This is a genomic window from Pedobacter namyangjuensis, from assembly GCF_003313325.1.
Taxonomy (GTDB): Bacteria; Bacteroidota; Bacteroidia; order Sphingobacteriales; family Sphingobacteriaceae; genus Pedobacter; species Pedobacter namyangjuensis.
This window is the reverse complement of the sequence record NZ_QMHQ01000001.1, coordinates 208,346-226,736: the sequence shown is the minus strand read 5'-3', so window position 1 is coordinate 226,736 and position 18,391 is coordinate 208,346. Positions and strand designations below refer to the sequence as shown.

General features: G+C 34.3%; 16 protein-coding genes. 7 read left to right on the top strand and 9 right to left on the bottom strand.

Features of this window, described 5'->3' with window-relative positions; translation table 11 throughout:
* Nucleotide 1: 1 nt before the first annotated feature.
* From DUT69_RS01080 to DUT69_RS01045, 8 genes are all read right to left on the bottom strand, one after another.
* Nucleotides 2–3,442 (bottom strand): hypothetical protein, encoded by a 3,441-nt coding sequence (locus DUT69_RS01080; RefSeq protein ID WP_113651292.1) that lies wholly within the window; start codon nucleotides 3,440–3,442, stop codon nucleotides 2–4.
* Between the two features lie 5 nt (nucleotides 3,443–3,447).
* Nucleotides 3,448–4,935: a hypothetical protein gene (locus DUT69_RS01075; protein WP_113651291.1), complete on the bottom strand. Its 1,488-nt coding sequence runs from the start codon at nucleotides 4,933–4,935 to the stop codon at nucleotides 3,448–3,450.
* Between the two features lie 10 nt (nucleotides 4,936–4,945).
* On the bottom strand, nucleotides 4,946–5,392 hold the full coding sequence (locus DUT69_RS01070; RefSeq protein WP_113651290.1) for a hypothetical protein: 447 nt from the start codon (nucleotides 5,390–5,392) through the stop codon (nucleotides 4,946–4,948).
* Nucleotides 5,389–6,804, bottom strand: coding sequence for a hypothetical protein (locus tag DUT69_RS01065; protein WP_113651289.1), 1,416 nt, complete (start codon nucleotides 6,802–6,804; stop codon nucleotides 5,389–5,391). The genes DUT69_RS01070 and DUT69_RS01065 overlap by 4 nt, the downstream gene beginning before the upstream one ends.
* Before the next feature lie 88 nt (nucleotides 6,805–6,892).
* On the bottom strand, nucleotides 6,893–7,954 hold the full coding sequence (locus DUT69_RS01060; RefSeq protein ID WP_113651288.1) for a type I restriction endonuclease: 1,062 nt from the start codon (nucleotides 7,952–7,954) through the stop codon (nucleotides 6,893–6,895).
* A gap of 188 nt (nucleotides 7,955–8,142) precedes the next feature.
* Nucleotides 8,143–8,814: a helix-turn-helix domain-containing protein gene (locus DUT69_RS01055; protein WP_113651287.1), complete on the bottom strand. Its 672-nt coding sequence runs from the start codon at nucleotides 8,812–8,814 to the stop codon at nucleotides 8,143–8,145.
* 9 nt (nucleotides 8,815–8,823) lie between these two features.
* Nucleotides 8,824–10,479: an ATP-binding protein gene (locus DUT69_RS01050; protein WP_162796144.1), complete on the bottom strand. Its 1,656-nt coding sequence runs from the start codon at nucleotides 10,477–10,479 to the stop codon at nucleotides 8,824–8,826.
* Between the two features lie 103 nt (nucleotides 10,480–10,582).
* Nucleotides 10,583–10,834, bottom strand: a complete 252-nt coding sequence (locus DUT69_RS01045) for a hypothetical protein (RefSeq protein ID WP_113651285.1) — start codon at nucleotides 10,832–10,834, stop codon at nucleotides 10,583–10,585.
* 20 nt (nucleotides 10,835–10,854) lie between these two features.
* On the opposite strand from DUT69_RS01045, the gene DUT69_RS01040 reads away from it, so the two are divergent.
* The 5 genes from DUT69_RS01040 to DUT69_RS01020 all read left to right on the top strand — a co-directional run bounded on the left by DUT69_RS01040 (nucleotide 10,855) and on the right by DUT69_RS01020 (nucleotide 16,213).
* A complete protein-coding gene (locus tag DUT69_RS01040) occupies nucleotides 10,855–12,102 on the top strand; it encodes a hypothetical protein (RefSeq protein WP_162796143.1) in 1,248 nt (415 codons plus the stop codon).
* Between the two features lie 198 nt (nucleotides 12,103–12,300).
* Nucleotides 12,301–12,840, top strand: a complete 540-nt coding sequence (locus tag DUT69_RS01035; protein ID WP_205314195.1) for an AAA family ATPase — start codon at nucleotides 12,301–12,303, stop codon at nucleotides 12,838–12,840.
* Between the two features lie 104 nt (nucleotides 12,841–12,944).
* Nucleotides 12,945–14,240: a hypothetical protein gene (locus DUT69_RS01030; protein ID WP_113651282.1), complete on the top strand. Its 1,296-nt coding sequence runs from the start codon at nucleotides 12,945–12,947 to the stop codon at nucleotides 14,238–14,240.
* A 25-nt stretch (nucleotides 14,241–14,265) separates the two neighbouring features.
* Complete coding sequence (locus tag DUT69_RS01025) at nucleotides 14,266–14,946, top strand: hypothetical protein (RefSeq protein WP_113651281.1); 681 nt, start codon at nucleotides 14,266–14,268, stop codon at nucleotides 14,944–14,946.
* A 166-nt stretch (nucleotides 14,947–15,112) separates the two neighbouring features.
* Entirely contained in the window at nucleotides 15,113–16,213 is a 1,101-nt protein-coding gene (locus tag DUT69_RS01020) for a DNA alkylation repair protein (protein ID WP_113651280.1), read from the top strand.
* A gap of 3 nt (nucleotides 16,214–16,216) precedes the next feature.
* Here DUT69_RS01020 and DUT69_RS01015 read toward each other — a convergent pair whose 3' ends face one another.
* Nucleotides 16,217–16,720 (bottom strand): DUF1579 family protein, encoded by a 504-nt coding sequence (locus tag DUT69_RS01015; RefSeq protein WP_205314194.1) that lies wholly within the window; start codon nucleotides 16,718–16,720, stop codon nucleotides 16,217–16,219.
* Nucleotides 16,721–16,777: 57 nt separating this feature from the next.
* On the opposite strand from DUT69_RS01015, the gene DUT69_RS01010 reads away from it, so the two are divergent.
* On the top strand, nucleotides 16,778–17,380 hold the full coding sequence (locus tag DUT69_RS01010) for a hypothetical protein (RefSeq protein WP_113651278.1): 603 nt from the start codon (nucleotides 16,778–16,780) through the stop codon (nucleotides 17,378–17,380).
* 74 nt (nucleotides 17,381–17,454) lie between these two features.
* Nucleotides 17,455–18,366 (top strand): NAD(P)/FAD-dependent oxidoreductase, encoded by a 912-nt coding sequence (locus tag DUT69_RS01005; protein ID WP_113651277.1) that lies wholly within the window; start codon nucleotides 17,455–17,457, stop codon nucleotides 18,364–18,366.
* The last annotated feature ends 25 nt before the right edge of the window (nucleotides 18,367–18,391 follow it).

Here is an 18,391-nt window from a genome sequence, read left to right as displayed (position 1 = left end):
ATTAATCTTCGTTAGCAGAAATAGATGAAAGGTTTTGAATAAGTTGTTGGATGGTTTCTACTATTGGATAGAAAAATAATGTCTCAGCTATCTTCGCTTGTGGTTGTGCGGTGCCAGCTTCCATTTTATTGTTGTATTCAATCCCTCTCTCAGTAAAAGCTTTTAAGTGCTTATTTACTATTTGTTGAAATTTTTCAAATGATGCATGAGAGATTTCGAAATGATTATAAAAATTTATATCATTATTTAATTCAATAAATAGATTATTAAAAGATTTAACTTTTTCGGCTACTTTTTCAAGTACTGCGTCATTCAGTTCTGAGTTTAGCAAACTGAATTTGTTTTCGTCTTCGAGGCAAGTATAAACTTGTTTAATTTCATCAAGGTTCACGTCTTCATGACCAAGCTTATTATACATTAAAGCGCCTTTTGAAGTCAATTCTTTTGGGAATTCTTTCTCCAAATTGATTTTCAAGCCATCAGCGAGATAGGCACTTAAGTTATAAACCCTTAAAAAAATATTTTTGGTTACCTCGCCAAGAAGCTTCTGATTTGGCGTAACAATATTTAATATTTTTGAACCATTTCCACTAAAAATCAAGTTCGTTGGCAACTCTAACTTATTAAGTTTCATTAATTGTGCAATGTGGTAAACCTTCGCACAATAGAAATAAAGGAATATTATCTTTAAATCATTATCGTTTGCTATTTTCTTGTTATAGTCTAATAACTCTTTTTCTAAAACTTCTTTATTGTTAATTAGTGAAAATAGAAATGTATTATAGTCTGCAGATTTTTGGTTGTTATAAAAGTCATCTTCAATTTTTGCAAGAGTTTGGTTTTTTTCGTTTAAAATTTGGCGGAATTGAGCTTTATATTTATTTACCAAACCATTATTTTCAATATCGCCAAAATCCTTATATCCATCTCCAAAAAGCGTATTTCCTGCAAATTTATAGGATGAAAGAAGAAGTGGTGTGTTTTTCTTGTACACCACCACATCAGATGTTCCACCGCCAAGATCCATCAACACACTAATACCTGAACCTAAGCCCTCTAATTTTGAACTTCCCTTAAAATAATGATAAGGTGCAATAGATTCAGAAATATCTACGGTATTATTATTCTTGTTAAAGTATTTATGGTATAACTCGTCCCAAATCATGCGTAAATTGTTTTTACGGGCTGGTGTCATACTTGTAGGATAGGTCCAAAGTATTTTGGTTTCTTCTAAATCCCCTCCATTGGTGATGACTTTATTTCTGATCATCAATACAATTTGTTCTAAAAAGGCCTTAACGCGATGTTCATTATTTGGTTCTTTGCTATCCCATTTTAAATTGGTAAAAAATCTACTATTGTTATCTGAATTTTTTTCAAACACAAAAGGAATATTAAACTCAATTAATGCATTTCCACCTATTGATGGTGGGTTATTTAGACTTTGAGAAATAACTGTACGATGCGGAAAATTGTACATTGTATCTTTAGTTATAATTTCTGGAATAAACTCTCTTATTTTGTTTGTTCTTAAATCAATTGCGCCCGTTCCTGAAAAGTTATGATCAATTTTGTCGTTTATAAGCGGAACAGCCTGTATTTCATTAGGAGTAATCTCAAATGTTTTTGGGCTTGAGTTTCCTACTGTATATTCAACGTGTGTATTTGTTGTTCCAAAATCGATAGCAAAAGTAAATTGATCTACACCTGTTTTAGGATTATCCCACTTGGGTATAATTACTCCTTTTGCAAAGCCATTATCAACCTGTATATAATCGAAATTTTTATTAAGCCCGTAATAAGTTGAAGTTATTTTGGAGAAATCTCCTTTTTGTTTTTTACTTCTGTTTTGTGATGCTTCAATATCTACTGGACTTGATGAGGTATTATTGTAGAAATTCAAAAAGTATTCGGCATCAGCAGTTTTTACAGCAACATCTCTGTCAATTAGCTGTATTTTAAAATAAGGTTTTATACTTGATAAATATTTGATATGCGGAAATAGCGTAATTGCAAACTGATGCTCTTTTATAGCCCCTTTATTTGTTATTTCATCAGCGACACCATCATTGTGATACACTCTCTCAAAAGTTATGTAGTCTTTTCCTAAATTGATTGGAATTTTTAATTGTACTCTTATCGCTTGTGCAATTGATGTTTCATCAATTGATATGGTTGGCTTTCCTAAACCTCCATTTAATAAATCTTCGGTATCAAAGTATTTAAAAAACAAAGGTTTTAATGGCAATAAATAACTTTTTGTGTCTTCTGGATTGTTTAATTTTAAATTGCCATCGAAGTATTTGGTGTCATTTATAGGATAAACAAGCCTAATGATATTGGGTTCGAAAAAATCACTAACTGTTAAATATGGATAAACTACATCTTGCCCTGGCAGTTTTCTTAATTCTAAATTTTCTTTTTCCGCCTTGTATGGAACGGTTGTTCTAGTATCCCAATTGGCATTTATATAATTAAGTTTAGAATTAAAGCTATTTTGCAATACCAATGGCTTAAGCTTGTCATCTGTTTTGGTTGAATGAATAATGAAATCACTTTTTTGGATTGATTTAATCAATACATTTGGATCCACTGTTTTTAAATGAACACCTAAAACCTCTACAACTTGTCCTGCTTTATTCGTATTTAAACTAACATAATTATTATTTAAATCAGTTGGATTTAAAGTGTTTAATTCTGAAAATAGTGCTTGATTTATAATTCCTAAAAACTTAAGACTTTTAACCAAATATTCTTGAAAAGCCTTCATTTTACTTCCTAATTCAGCATTACTTTTAAATAGTAGGTATAAATATTTTTGAAAGTTTTCATCACGCTCATATAGCGGAACGATATCGCTAAAAAAGGTCTTTCCTTTACTACTTTTTAATTCAAGATTTGAGATGTCTTTACCTACTGAAAAAAACAGTGTCAATGGAGATGTACCTCCAATAATTTCATGATTATATTTAATAAGATAAAAGCTTCTAACTTCATTAAAATTAAAGGTGTTCGCATCTTGTAGCAGAAATAACTCTAATGCTTCTCCCAATCTACGCTGACCTTTATCTATATTTCTTTTTAAATTGTCAATTTGTACCGTTTTATCCCATTCAATAATCTCAATCTTATTCTTATAAATATTATAATTGAATAATATTTCGCAAAGGTCTAAACACTGAGAAACAAGTTTTTCATCTTCTTTACTAGCTATAACTCTATTTCTCTCTTGCAGAAATAATAGGTTTGGACTTTCAATAATATTTTCGAAAGATTTTCTAACTAAATCCATTCTTGCAAAAGGGCTAGGGATAGATGTAGGTGCATTTAAAGCATGACCGCCTTCCGGATCGGGTATGCCTTGAATTTCCTTATTCCCATATGGTGCTGAATTGAACCAATCGTTGCCTCCGTTATTTGTAAAGCCTAATATTATACTCATAATTATTAAAAATTATATTTTTCTGAAATGATATTGGCTGTAGCTTGATAAAAAAGACTTATCATCTTCTGCTCTTGTGAAGAAAATGAATTCTTTTTAACCAGTTTACCTAATTCCATATCGTAATCATTATATGTTATTTTACCCTTGCCGAAAAAACCTCTTTTTATTTCATGCCCATTAACAAGATTGGTTAAATCTGAGTTCAAATTAAAAGGAGAAAAACCTCTTGTATTTGTTTGGAGCTCATTTAACCATTCGCCAAAATGATTAAGAAAGCCCTTTAGACTTGAAGAAAAAAACTGTCCACTTTTAAAAGCACTATCAACCTTTGGTTCATCTGTACTCCACACCGCTTTTTCTATTGAGTTGGTCAAATGCTCATCCAAATATTTTTTTAATAGCACAAACTGCGTTAATGACTTACTCAAAGTTGAGTTGGCGATGTCATTTAAATGATTAAAATATAGGTTTGGTTGATTTTCTTTTATACTAAATTCCTTAAACATGCCTGAAACTGGTTTTCCGCTAAAGGTCTGCAGATGGTCATCTGAAAAATTCATAAAATCGATAATAGACAATGCGCCCGCAAGCTCTACAAAATGAGCTTTATTTTTTTGCCCACCATTTCCCGGGTCATTTTCGTAAGCTCTGCCATTAAAGCTATCGCCTATGTAATACATGGCATTTAATTGTGGGTTTACATTTTGCTGATAATAACCCAGTGCAGCTTTTGTTTTTTCGATAAAATCTGACTTTTTTATTGGACTATTCGCATCGCCCTCTATATTGAAATAGGGCATAACTGTAAGTGCACCTATAGAAGAGTTTTGCAAGTAGCCTGGATTTGCTAAGCCGGGAATATTAACCGCATTGCGAATGTTTTTTAGTACGGTAGGAAAACCTGCTGCGCCGGTTCCGCCAAAAATTGAGCTAATGATAAATACCCGATCTCCTTCATTAAAATTATTCGCAAAATCTTTAAATTCCTCTGAATCTTTAAACTGATTAAGTACAACACTACCCACATTTGGATTTCCAACAAATCCAATATCCATAGGTATGTCTAATAAATCAATAGGTTTGCCATTAGCGTTGATAGATTTACCTGAAAAAAGTAATTCTGCTAAAGCTTTATTTTCATCGTTTAAGGTATTGAAAGAAAAGTAGTCTTTAAATTTAGTATTAGAAACTTCTTTTAAATTAAAAGAATATGTTCCGCTAAGTTTATTGTCTGCATCTAAAGATTGTAGCGTTGATATTTTTGTACTAAAAAACCCTGATGTTGACCCAATTTTATCTGTGATCTTTTGATAGTTATCTAGTATCGAAATTGTTCTTTTTAAATCCTCATTATCTTTATGAGGGTCAATTATTATAGGAACAATTTCAAAATCGTTTGTTGATTTTATCCCACAACCTAATAAAAAGGTAAGTGATTTTATTACCCGAGAACCAGTGCCTCCGATACCAAATATGAATAATTTTGCCATTTTTAATTAATTAGGGTTTCCAAAATGTAGTTAATCTACAGTTGGTACTGAAGTATCGTGGGTACGGGAATGAGGTTAACAAAGCAAAAACGATCAAACTCCAAAAAGCATTTGCAAAGCCATATAGCACTAAATCGAAACTCCCAAAAATTAATGTTTCACAAGGACCTATTGTTGCTGGCAGTGAGTAAGCAATGCCAAAATTTATTGATAGCCCAATAAAAGCGACTAACCACCAAGCTCCTTTTGTATTAAATCTTGGGGTAAATTTATCTATGACTAAGTACATTAATAGAAATAAGCCTAGATTAATCAATAACATGGTAAGAAAAATTTGAAGATATAAATCTTGTCCATCAAAACTTGAACAAGTAATATCCCAGCCTCTTAAATGTGTACCTAGGTCTGTGTTGTAGCCAAACCATTCATAAATGGTTGCAATAAAATCTGTTATCATTTTTTCTCAATATTAATTGTTAATTCAGTAATTAAATTATCATCCGGATTTGGGTAATAATTAAATCCTTGCCACACACCAGTTACCAAGTTGTTTAATCCAAATGTTTTGGTCTGCTCTATTTTATCTGTTATGATATTCTGGTCATCCATAGAGGAAGAAGTCAAGACCCAAGTAGGAAGTCTATTTGCAACTTTAACAACTAGCTTTTCCGTTTGTAAACGTGTCGTTTTCAGTGTTAAAATATGAGTATGGGAACTAAGACCAACTTGTTGTTTTTCCTTCTGATTTAAATCTCGAACACTAATCTTATAATTATTAGCAGTGTAAATAGAATTGTTATTGAAATATTTTAACCCCTTTATATTTTTGCTAAAGTTTACTGCAACATTAAAACTAAATTCTTTTTGTTCAGAAGTTGCATTATAAAGGCTGTGTTTATCTTTAGGTTTAAAATCGCCTATCTCTTTAGTTGTGATTTTATAATCGGGTATTTTGGCGTTTTTTGAATTGTAGAAGGTGCCAACATTTAAAAATTTATTGCTCGTTGGATCTACAATTTGGTTGTCTAAAACTTTTTTAATTTGATCTTCAGTTCCAATAAACCATACGTAATATGGACGCATACCTGAGAACTGTTTCCCAGCAGGGAATTTATAGGAATAATATTTCCCATCGAACAATGCACTCATTTGAAATATTGCTAGCGCAAGGTTTTGATTTTTTAATTTATCTTGAATAGCGTCTTTAATTGCAGTTTGTTGAATATTTAAATAGTCTTTAGCATTAGTTTTTACAGGAGGGGAGAAAACGAAATCAGAAATAAGTACCGACATGTTTTTTTGATTCGTCCTTGAAAGAACATTTTTCACAACATCTGCAATGTCAGAGTTTCCTATATTTCCGCCCAGCTTTTTAAAAGCTGACGATGTAAGCCCAGTGCTAAATGCCTGATTATCTAATGATATATTAATAACCTTTTCATTAATATAATTTCGATTAATCGTACTGGTTATTTTTTTAGTATTTGTTAATATATCATATAATGAACTTTTCAAATCCGCATTCGTGATATAACCGTCCATGCTGAGGGAATTCTCAAAATAAAAATTTACAGCAAAAGGCTCTTCCTTTTTTACTTCAGGGTTATAAACTTTAACCCCCATGTTTTTAGCTTTGAAAAGTTTTATTAGGTAATTATATAGCTCCGAAGAATTTTTATATTTTGCATATTTAGATTCTTTAGTCACTTGTTTCTGAAGATTAAAAAATTCTTCTTTAGTGATTTGATTATCTTGTGCTATGATTAAAGCTTCATCTTGAATATTTATTACTCCATTGCAACCATTAGATATATGTGTAAATATTAAAATGGTGATGTAGGATAAAACTCTATTTCTTATATTTTTCATGTAATAATTTTAGTCGATACTTTTTAGTCAAATTTCTAGCTGTCCCTAAACAAGGAGGTGCTCGAAATTACTAGGGCTAATACTCTCCTTAATAATTCTCCAATGTTTTATGCAACTGCCCCCTAAACTCATAAATCTCATCTAGGCTATTTAGCTGAGTTTTCTCGCCTGCGTCTTTTCCATTCGGAAAAACTTCTATGTATTTGTTGGCTGTGTTAAAGTGAAAGCGACAAATAGGTTTTCGATTGTTGTCATCCAATAACACACCGAAATAAGATTGCGTATCGCGAGGTGCAATGCGATTTACAGGGATTTTTTCCCTCAAAATTGCCTTTACAATCTGAAAAGCTTCCAGTTCCTCTTCGGTAGTGTTTATCTTAGAATCTGAATTTTCATCGATTGGAGAAGCTTTTATTTCGCTAGAACTTACAGGCAATTCATTAATATGTAACGCAGACTTTAGCCTGTCGCTGATTGATTCATTAATAGAAATAGTTAACGCTTTTTTGGTATATTCTTTAAACGTTGCCATTCTGCTCGCGATTAATGGCTTGTCGAAGAAACGATTGACCAAAAGTTTAATCAGTTCGTCAGAAGGTTGTTCGATTTCTTTTTCAAATTCCTTTCTGATTGCCTTAATGTATTTTAGTCCTTCGGCAGAGTCTAAAATGGTTTCGAGGTTGTATTCGTTTTTGGTAAAGCTCTCCAATATCTTAATCGCATTGTCTTTTAGGTCTTCTAAATCGATGGTTAAGAAAGGCTTTTCATCCATGATATTAGGCTTTTCCAAATCGGCATAAAAATTATAAATGGTGCCATTTGTAAGTACGCCAAATCTGGCTTTAGAAACGTGATAGTAACGATGCAATTGCGAGTTGTGCGCATCGGCATTTTCTTTCCAATGTTTGCACTCAAAAATTAGGATTGGCTCGTTATTTCTACGAATTACGTAATCAACTTTTTCGCCCTTTTTGGTGCCTATATCGCAAATGTGTTCTGGAATTACTTCGGTAGGATTGAAAATATCGTAACCCAAAATCTGAATGAAAGGCATTACAAATGCATTTTTAGTTGCCTCTTCAGTTGTGATTTGGTCTTTTAAGCCAACTACCCTTTGATGAAGTTGTGCTAGTTTGATTTTTAGATCCATTTCCGTTTGCTTTTTGTTTATCCAAAACTACGGTAAGCAAAAGGCTAATATTTACGGGAAACCGTAAAGCAAAAATTTTTCTTATAAATTAATTTGGTGATAAATAGAATGACAAAAACAACGCTCTCCATGTAGCAGAATAAAACAAGTCTTTAAGTGCTACAGAAAGACAACGTCTGCGTGCCTGATTAGATAAGTTTAGAATCCTTACAGTAAGCAATTAATTGCTCGTTACTTTGAACGTTTAGTGTTGTTTTTAACCCACTTAATTTTTTCTCCACGCTACTTAGTCCAAAGGGTTTTAGGTTTTTTTCCTGTAGGTAAAAAGGGATGTTTTTTTGAGGCACCCCATCTGCCAATAGAGAAACAATGGCAATTTCATATTCAGAAAATGAATAAGAAGCTTGTTCATTGGATAGGCGTTTTAAATTGGGAGAAAGATATGTTTTTCCTTTAACTATTGCTTCTATAGCCAATTTAAGGTCTTGCGCATCTCTACGTGCTTTAGGTACAAAGGCATTTATTTTTAGATCATTAACGAGGTTGTTAGCAATGCTTGCCCTATTCTCGATAGAGAAAACCAGTACTTTAAGGTTTGGCTGTATTGCCCTGGCAGCTTCAATTAAAGTTGGGCCATCCTTAATTTTTTGTTGCGGGAAATCGTCGTCAAATGAAAGGTCGGTAATCAATAATTCATAAGGATTACCTTCGCTCAAAGCCTTTTCTATTCGTTTTAATGCATCATCACAGTAATAAACGTAATTTTTAACATCGTGGGCAATACCTAATTCTCCCAATGTTTTTTGTAGGGAGAAGTTTATGCTTTCGTGGTCTTCGGCAATTAATACTTTTTGGAACATAGGCTCGGGTTAAAAAGTTGGAAAGGCAATTTGAATCACCAGTCCGTTTTTGTTTTTCGATTCAAAAGTAATCGTCCCGGCGATAGCATTTATACGGGAAACCGTATTTGTAAGTCCATTATTAAAATTTAATCCGTCTGGCAAGCCTATGCCATTATCATAATAGTGGATATTAATCTGTTCGTCTTCCTGGTTAATTTGCAATTTTACTATAGAAGCTTCGCTGTGTTTATCCATATTCGTAAAAAGCTCCTGTAATACTAAAAATATTTCCTCTTTACTAACTTCGTTTACATTTTCCCAAAGGGATGCAGTATTTCCTTCGCAGGTAATTGCTACCCTGTCAGACTTGTACGAATGTAACATAGAAGCCAGTTTAAGCGCAAAATCTTCATAATGAGGTGTCGTATTCTCGTAAGAAATATCCCTCGAGATTTCGTAGATGGCATCCAGTTTATCTAAAATCTGTTCTTTATCTAGCTCAGCGATATTCTCCACTTCAGAAATTACCTGATAAACTTTGTTAGCTACCCGATCATGCACTTTTTTTACGTATTTAAGCTCGGTGTTTTTAACTTCTAATTCTTTCTCCTGATGTAATTGTCTTTTTCTCTTTCTGTAGATGAAATAGCCAAATATTAAAGCGCCTACTAAAAGTAATGTAACAAAAAATAGCTGAACGATATTGTTCCTTTTTTTGATGTTTTCGTTTTGGGCTAGTAAAAGGTTGCTTTTATGTTTTTCAGTTTCGTAACGGATAAGCGCAAATTTATTTGAAGCACTATTGTGCGCCACATCTAAACTGTCTAATAGCGTTAAGTATTTTTCTAGATATTTTGTTGGCGCCACTAAACTTAATTTTCTAAACGCTCTTAGTTTATCTTGCGCACTGTTAATTTTATTTGCCATTAGGAGCATCTTTTCCGCATAAAAAAAAGAAGAGTCAGGCTTTGTGACCCTGTAATAATCTGCAAGAGTACCATAGCTTGAGTTTAACCCATCAAAATCGCTAAATTTTTTGCGTGTAGTTAACGACTCAAAGTATATTGGTAAGGGATTATAAGTGGAGTCTTTTAGGCGCTGGGTTATGCCTATATTATTCAGCGTTCGGGCATAATCGAGCGTGTTTTTAGAAACGTCCTTTATTGATTTATCATAAATTTTTAATGCTGTGTCATAATTTCCCATCTCTTCATAAACTTTTGCCTTGTTATTAATTATCAGGCTAATATCTTCCGATTTTTTTCCATATTTAAGAGCCTCTTCGTAAAAAAATAGAGCCTTTTCATAATCACCAAGTTGATAAGTTGATAAACCTAAATAGTTATAATTCGAACTAATAAAAGAATGTAGCGAAGTATCGTTTAAATTAAGATAATTTAATGCCTGGAGACCAATTTCTTGGGTTCCAAAATGATCATTGACCTTATTGGAAATGTAAGCCATATTTACAAGGCATTTTCCGGCCCCAACGCTATCTTTGATTGTTAAAAAGAGATCTTTTGCTTTATTAAAATTACTAAATGCACTATCAAACCGACTTTCATCGCGAAACTCGTAAGCTTTTTCAAAATATGGATTGATTACGGTTTTTTTCTTGGCTTTTTGCTTTATGCAAGAAATAAAGATAACAGCGCATAGCGCAAGATGTAAGAGACGTTTCACAAAATTGGGATTTACCCAAAAATAGAAAAATAAACCAAAAAGCAAAATGTGCAATCATTGTTTATGAATGCACATTTGCTTTGCTTTATAGCATGGTTACATTTTATGGTTTTGGTGGAGGGTTGCTACCCGTACTACCACCCGTGCCATTGCTTCCGCCAGTGTTTCCACTTCCACCTGTTCCAGGTCCGTCTGTACCTCCGGTTTCGCCATTGCCTGGGTCATTTGGGTCTCCAGGATCACCCGGATCTCCGGGAGCATTTGTAGAATTAACGGTTACGGTAGAATTGTAATTAGCATTAGAATTTGGGCACACGAAACCCAATAAAAGAGCGATAAAATAAGGAATAATCATGGTTTCAAAAATTTAGAAATGTGATAAACTTTGTGGTTCCGCTCGACCATTCGAGAGGCTTGTCACGGTTTTTATCAGAAGGCCTTCTGAAATTTTTGGGAAGTGTTTTGAGTTTTAATCGCGGGAGCCAGCTGCTGCTTCCCAAACCGGCAATTAACTACCGCGAGATCCACTCGTCTAGAAATTTTGAGCTAGTTGTTTTTGATTTGTTTTTTAAACTACCTCGTGGTTTCTTCTACAAAGATGTGGGTGTTTTGAGCGATTCAGGCAAGAATTCCGATGATTCCGACGGAATTCCGGTTAACCGTAAAAATTCCGAAAATTCCGTTTTATCTTTACGTTTTAACGCTAACGAAATGTTTGAAACTTACCAAGAAGCTGTATTTTCTTTTTATCGTAAACAAGTAGAAATTGGACTGTTAAGTCATTTAGATCAACCTTCGCCAGGGGTATTAAGAAGCGAGTGTGTAAATGCAAATAGAAATCGACCGTTGGCAAATGAAACGGTGTCTTTAAAAAATTTTTTCGGCGTGATAGATAATGATGTTAATGCTGTCAACAGGCTAGTTGAAAAATTTGATTTAGATAGACTTAGACCTCTACGTAGTTTCATGATGGGTAACGTTCCAAATCCTCAACGTCACACGGTAGAAATTTTAGCTTGGTTACTGAATTATGAACATCGCCCGTACTATCCGGGTTGGGAACCTCCAAAGGGTACGTCAGGAGGTGGCGGTACAGTAATTGATCCACCTGATAAAAATGAGGAAATTTGGCGAAAGTTATCCTTTATCAGTACAAGCGTTATTCTAATATTTACTTTTTTCGGTTATTTAATCTGGCAATTTAATTTTAGTACTGCCTCTAGTAATCCCAAGCCGAATGAAAAGTGTATGTATTGGACAGGGAGTCATTTCGAACCACTTGATTGCAAAGCGCCAGCGAAATATGAAATAGTTGAGCCTTTAGATGTTCAAAGATTGCATGGTTTTAAGAAGATTTTGTTTGGCGATTTACTGACTAAAAAAGATATTGGTAAAGTTTATTTACTAAATGGCGTAGATGGGCCAGAGTATTTTACGCAAAATGGAATTTATCCCGAAAACCCCACTAAAAAACTGCGACCGCTTTCACCTTATATGTTGGCAAAATATACTTCGTTTTACCGATTTTTATTGTGGTGTAGCTTTGCAGTGATTTTAACAATTATTATAGTGATAGCCATCGTTAAGATGGTTTATCGGTTTACCAAAGAAAGCAAATATTGATCAAAGCCAAAATTTCAGCATAGCCTTTCCTACCATCCCAACTTCTATTAATCTGCAAACAAGACAACTATTTTGCGTGTTAGTTGAAAGAGCTAAATCTTAAGTGCATGTGCTAAACAGATAAGTAAGTTCGTTTTTAAGGTTGTGTTTTCAGGTTTTAAATTCACGGAATTTTGGATAAGCTAACATATAATGATTTTGAGAAAGAATAATTGTTATGTAATTACCGGAGGGCCCGGTGTTGGCAAAACCTCATTGCTGAATGAACTCTCGAAAGTTGGTTATAAAACTGTGCCCGAAGATGCCAGAGCAATTATAAAACAAGAACTGGATAGTGGTGGAGACGGCCTTCCTTGGAAGAACAAATTGCGCTATACCCAATTAATGTTCGATGCATCAATAGCAACTTACAAATCCATACCTGCAAACCATGATGGAATTTATTTTTTTGATAGAGGGATTTTAGACAGTATCTGCTATGCACGTATAACTGGAATTAACGTTACCGAAGAAATGAATCAATTTGCAGAAACCCTTCTTTACAATCAGAGGGTTTTTATTTTGCCCCCTTGGCAGGCCATTTACCATAATGACCCTGAGCGAAAGCAGAGCTGGGAAGAAGCAAAGTGGACATTTGACCAGATGAAAGCAACGTATATTCAATACGGTTATGAAATAATCGAAGTGCCTATCGGCACCGTAGAGGATAGAGCTGATTTTGTATTAAGCATGATTTAAATGAAATGTTAAAGATCTAATTCGTTTTCTATTTCTATTTTAGCTAAACAAAGGCTCGCGAGCTTCAATTAATCGATGCCAATGTTATAGTAGCAAATTTTATTATGAAACATCCTTATTTAATAATTCTATTCTCACTATTCGCACATATTGCAACCGCACAAAAACAGCAAAATTTACAAGATAGCGTTCAAGTTTTTTTCAATGAGGTGAAAACCGCAGCAGATAAAAAAACTAAGCTTTGGAACAAGGATGTGTACGGATCAATGCTATTTGTTAATCCAAAAACCCGACAGATTTATGCAAATGAATCTGATACGGCCGGTGTTTTAGAGCCCAAAGGGGATATTTACATGGGCGTTCTGCCTAAGCAAATTAATATAGCAAATACCGCTATAAGTTGGAGTGGGAAGCGATGGGCTATGGTTATGCTTCCACTTCCTCAAAACAAATACGATAGAATTAATTTATTGGCACACGAATTATTTCATAGCGTACAACCTTCCTTGGGTTTTGAATTAAGCAATATTGATAATAATCACCTAGATCTAGAAGAAGGTAGGATTTACCTGAGGTTAGAATTGGAAGCGTTAAAAAAAGCGATTCAATGTTCTAGCAAAAAGGAATTAAGACAACATCTCACCAATGCGTTAACTTTCAGAAAATATAGATATACTTTTTACGAAGCAGCTAGCCGAACCGAAAATCAATTGGAGCTCAATGAAGGGCTTGCAGAATTTACAGGACTAACCATTAGCCATAGAGATAAAAATCAGACGACAGCTTTTTTTGTCGAAGGGATAGATAACTTTTTCCGCAATCCTACATTTGTGCGCTCGTTTGCTTATTACACCACCCCGGCTTACGGTTATTTACTTTATAAAAAAGACAAAAACTGGACTAAAAAGGTTGATCCACAAACTGAACTGACAAATTATTTCATTAATGCATTTAATATCCAGATTCCAACTGATTTAAAAAATGTCGCGGAAAAAATAGCCACTGACTATAATGGAAGGCTTATTATGGAAGAGGAAAAGGCCAGAGCCGAAAAAACCAAAAAACTAATTGCTACATACAAACTAAAATTCGTCGATCAACCTCATTTTGAGATACAGTTTGAAAAAATGAACGTCTCTTTTGATCCGCGAAATATCGTGCCATTGGAAGATAAAGGAACGGTTTATCCTAATATCAGGGTTACGGATTTATGGGGTGTACTTACCGTTGAAAATGGAGCATTAATGAGCCCTAACTGGGATAAAATTTCGATAACTAATCCTGTTGATGCAACAGATAAAAAAATAATTGGCGATGGATGGATAATCGAATTAAAAGATGGCTACTTTGTAGAGAAAGACGCCTTAAATGGTAACTTTAAACTGAAGAAGAAATTATAGCAATTTATTCCAATCAACCCAAATCATGAAGAATATTACTAAATACTTATCTGCACTAACATTGATTTTTCTGTCAGCTTGCGGGCAGGCCAATAAGCAAAACGAAGGTACAGTTACCAACACTCTCGCTAAAACAGCTGAAGATACCTTAGCAAAGCAGATACAACTTAAAGAGAAAACCATTAAATTTCTTTGGCGTGCAAATAAATATGATGAAGCGATTAAGGATTCTGTAAGTTCAATTTCTATTGATGAGACATTTTGTAAAACCATTACCAATCCAGAAAGAGCTGCGCTGGGTTATGTGGCTACCTTTATTGGAAACGAATGTTGGTGGGACGGCGAAAGTAAAGAAGATAGAAGCAACCTTAAATGTAAAATACTAAGCGCCTTAAATTTAGGTTACCAATGCTCAGAACAACATTTAGGTTTTTTGAGGCAATGGTTTAAAGGTGATAAGGAGTTTTTAGCATCGCTCGAAAATTGTCCGACTACTCCTTACACTGCAACCATCCAAGATACTTTCGACGAAATAACGCTAAGGGTTAAAGGAGACAGAATTTCGATATTCTTTAAAGCGAATGGGGTTAACATGAGAACGGGCGACAGTTGGAGTTGGACAGAAACGGACCATTTTCAAATTAAAAATGACCATATCAAGCTGATTGAAAAGGTTAAGTCGCCAGTAAAAAAACAAACGCTTTAAGACTTGTAAATTGCGTTGAAATTTTAATTACTTAAGCCCATAACACAGTATGCAGGAACACTTTTCTGTTAACTTTTAAAGTCGTAAGCTTTCCAAACTTACGAGGTTTTTTTGTGGAAAAGTTAGGCTTTAAGTTCTGGTCGCTTTGCATAAATTCGTGTTTCCTATGGCACTAATTAAAGACATCTACCACCTATCGTTTTACGAGAGATTAGCTAACAGTTTAGCAAAGGTTTTACCCAATTTCGATAATAAAAAGTTTATCAAACTGGTTATGCCGAGCAACTTTGCAGAAATGGAATGGAAACAACGGATGCAACACACTACCGATGTTTTGCATTTGTTTATGCCCACAAATTTTGCTGAAAGTGCATTATTGTTAAAGCCTATTATTGTACAGCTCAAAGCTGATGGATTTGGCGAGCACAGATTGGAATTTATGTTTTTGCCAGCCTATATTGCTAGTTATGGTTTAAACGATCTAAAATCAGCTATAGAAGCGCTTGAGTTGGTTACGCAATTTATTAGTGCAGAGTTTGCGGTTAGGCCATTTCTAATTAAATATCATGAAGAAATGATGATGCAAATGCTTAAATGGAGTACGCATGAAAATCTTCATGTACGAAGGTTTGCAAGCGAAGGCAGTCGACCGCGTCTGCCATGGGGTTTAGCCATCTCGGCATTAAAAGTAAATCCGAATGCTATTTTGCCAATTGTAGAAAATCTAAAAAGCGATCCGAGCGAATATGTTCGCAGAAGCGTAGCAAATAACCTAAACGATATAACAAAAGATAACCCGGAAATTGTTATCGACCTTGCCAAAAAATGGAAAGGAATAGGTAAAGAAACAGACGCTATTATTAAACATGCCTGCAGAAGTTTGCTTAAAGCCGGACATCCAGAAATTTTGAGTTTTTACGGCTTGGATGCAAACGGTTTATCGATCAGTGATTTCGAAATTGAAAATGATACTGTTAAAATCGGCGAATCTCTAGCGTTTTCATTCCATATTAAAAATGATGATGTATTGCCTAGATATATTCGATTAGAATACGCTATTTACTACCTAAAAAGTAATGGACAACAAAACGCCAAGGTTTTTAAAATTAGCGAACGCACTTATCAGCCCAAAGAAAAATGTTTAGTAAAACGTAAGCAAAGCTTTAAGCCCATTACAACCAGAAAGTTTTATACCGGAGCACATAAAATTGGAATTTTGGTAAATGGAAAAGAGCAAGCTTGTATTGAGTTTTTGCTTAATGATTAAGTTTTACATGGTAATACGATGGTAAATAGTTTCAGTAGCTTTTGCCGACTCTCCTTCTGGCGAAATATTAAACGCTCTGATAATAAACTGATCAGAATTGATTATTTCCAGTTCCGTTCTCCAGCCCCATTTCTCTGGCATTTGCGGACTACCATAACTGCCTAAAACAGAAAAACCATTGCCGGTTTCGTTACCTACCGAATACATTATAGCGCTTCCCATGTGAAAGGTGTCTATCCAACTACATTGGCACTGTTGGTTTTCTAAATCATAAGCCCAAACCATTCTTCCCTCAAAAGGCTTACCGTTAATTTTACCTGTATATTCATAGGCTAAAAAACGGCCATCCATTAATAAAATCATTTTACCTCGCATCGGCGATTCATCTGCCAAAACATCTTTCTCAAACCAAGTACGGGTATTACCATCCCAATTTCCGGCTAAACTGGCCAACCTTAAATGCGGCCCACTCTCTTTGCTAATTTCTAATTTACTTTTGCTCATCATTACTAAAATACATATTTTATTTAGATTTACATCTTAACGTTAGGTTATCAAATCATCATGAAAAAAATCCTTCCATTTATCTGTTTCGTTACTTCGTTTTTGGCCTGTACATCCTCCGCTAAAAAAGAAGAAAAGATAAAACCATCTGTTTATAAAAACGAAGAAATTGGATGGGAAATTGAAATCCCGTTAGGCTTTAATATGATTAGCCAAGCTAGAATAGACGCTAACGATAAGTTGGGAAAGGAAGCGATTGGAAAGGTTTACGAGGGCGATGTAAAAGTTGATAGCCTAAGACATTTGGTAAGTTTTAACAAAAACAGATTCAATTTATTCGATTCTACAATTGAGCCTTACGCAGAAGAAAAACCTGGAGAGTACGAAGCAAATAATCTGCTGATTAAAAAACTGATTTTTGATACGTATAATAAACAAGGTATTAAGATAGATACCTCGTCTAACAAAGTTGAGGTTAGTGGGCAACAGTTTTTTGCTTTTTATATCAAGGTTTATGGGCCAAATGGCACACCCGTTTTAAATCAGGTAATGTTTAACAAGCCAATTAAAGGATTTGATTTTGGTGTAAATATTACCTTTAATAATGCAATTGATAGCGCTTTACTAATTGATGCATTTAAGAAATCTGCTTTTAAGAAGTAATCTTATTGTAAATTCAAATGCAATAAAGTTGCGTTTATTATTTTTCGTTTACTTTTGCTTTAAATAATTTTGAAATGGATACAACTAATACTTTCGACGTAATAATTATTGGCGGTAGCTATGCTGGGCTTTCTGCAGGTATGGCTTTGGGTAGATCTTTAAGAAACGTATTAATTATAGATGCGGGCGAACCTTGCAACAGGCAAACGCCACATTCGCATAATTTTTTAACGCAAGATGGCCAAACGCCCGCTCAGATTAGTAGCATTGCTAAAGAGCAAGTATTGGCCTATCCAACCGTTAGCTTTTTGGAAGATAAAGTTAGCGATGCGAAACAAACAAATGCGGGATTTGAAGTATTTACAGAGCGTGGTAAAAGGTTTGGAGCCAGAAAATTAATTATTGCCACTGGAATAAAGGATATTTTCCCAGAGATAAAAGGTTTTGCCGAATGTTGGGGCATAACGGTATTGCATTGTCCGTATTGCCACGGCTATGAAGTTAAACATGAAAATATTGGCATTATAGCTAATGGAGATGTGGCTTTCGAATTTTGTAGGCTTATTTTCAATTGGACTAAAAACCTCACTTTATTTACCAACGGAACTTCTACTTTGTCTGATGAACATAAAGCTAAACTGGCGTCTAAAAAAATCAATATTGTAGAAAAGGAAATTGCCGAATTGGTAAATGAAAATGGACAACTGCAACACATTCTTTTTAAAGATGAAACCAAACATCCGCTAAAAGCGATATTTGCTCGTGGAGGCCTGGAGCAACATGCAACTTTTGCAAGCGATTTGGGTTGCGAGCTGAACGACTTTGGTTTTATAAAAGTTAACGAATTTCAGGAAACTACTGTTAAAGGCATCTTCGCAGCCGGAGATTGCACAACCATGATGCGCTCAGTAGCGTTATCGGTAAGTGGCGGAAATATGACGGGCGTTATTGCTAATAAATATTTGTTGGAAGAAGATTTTGGCTAACAGGCTGCAAAAAGGTTAAAAAAAT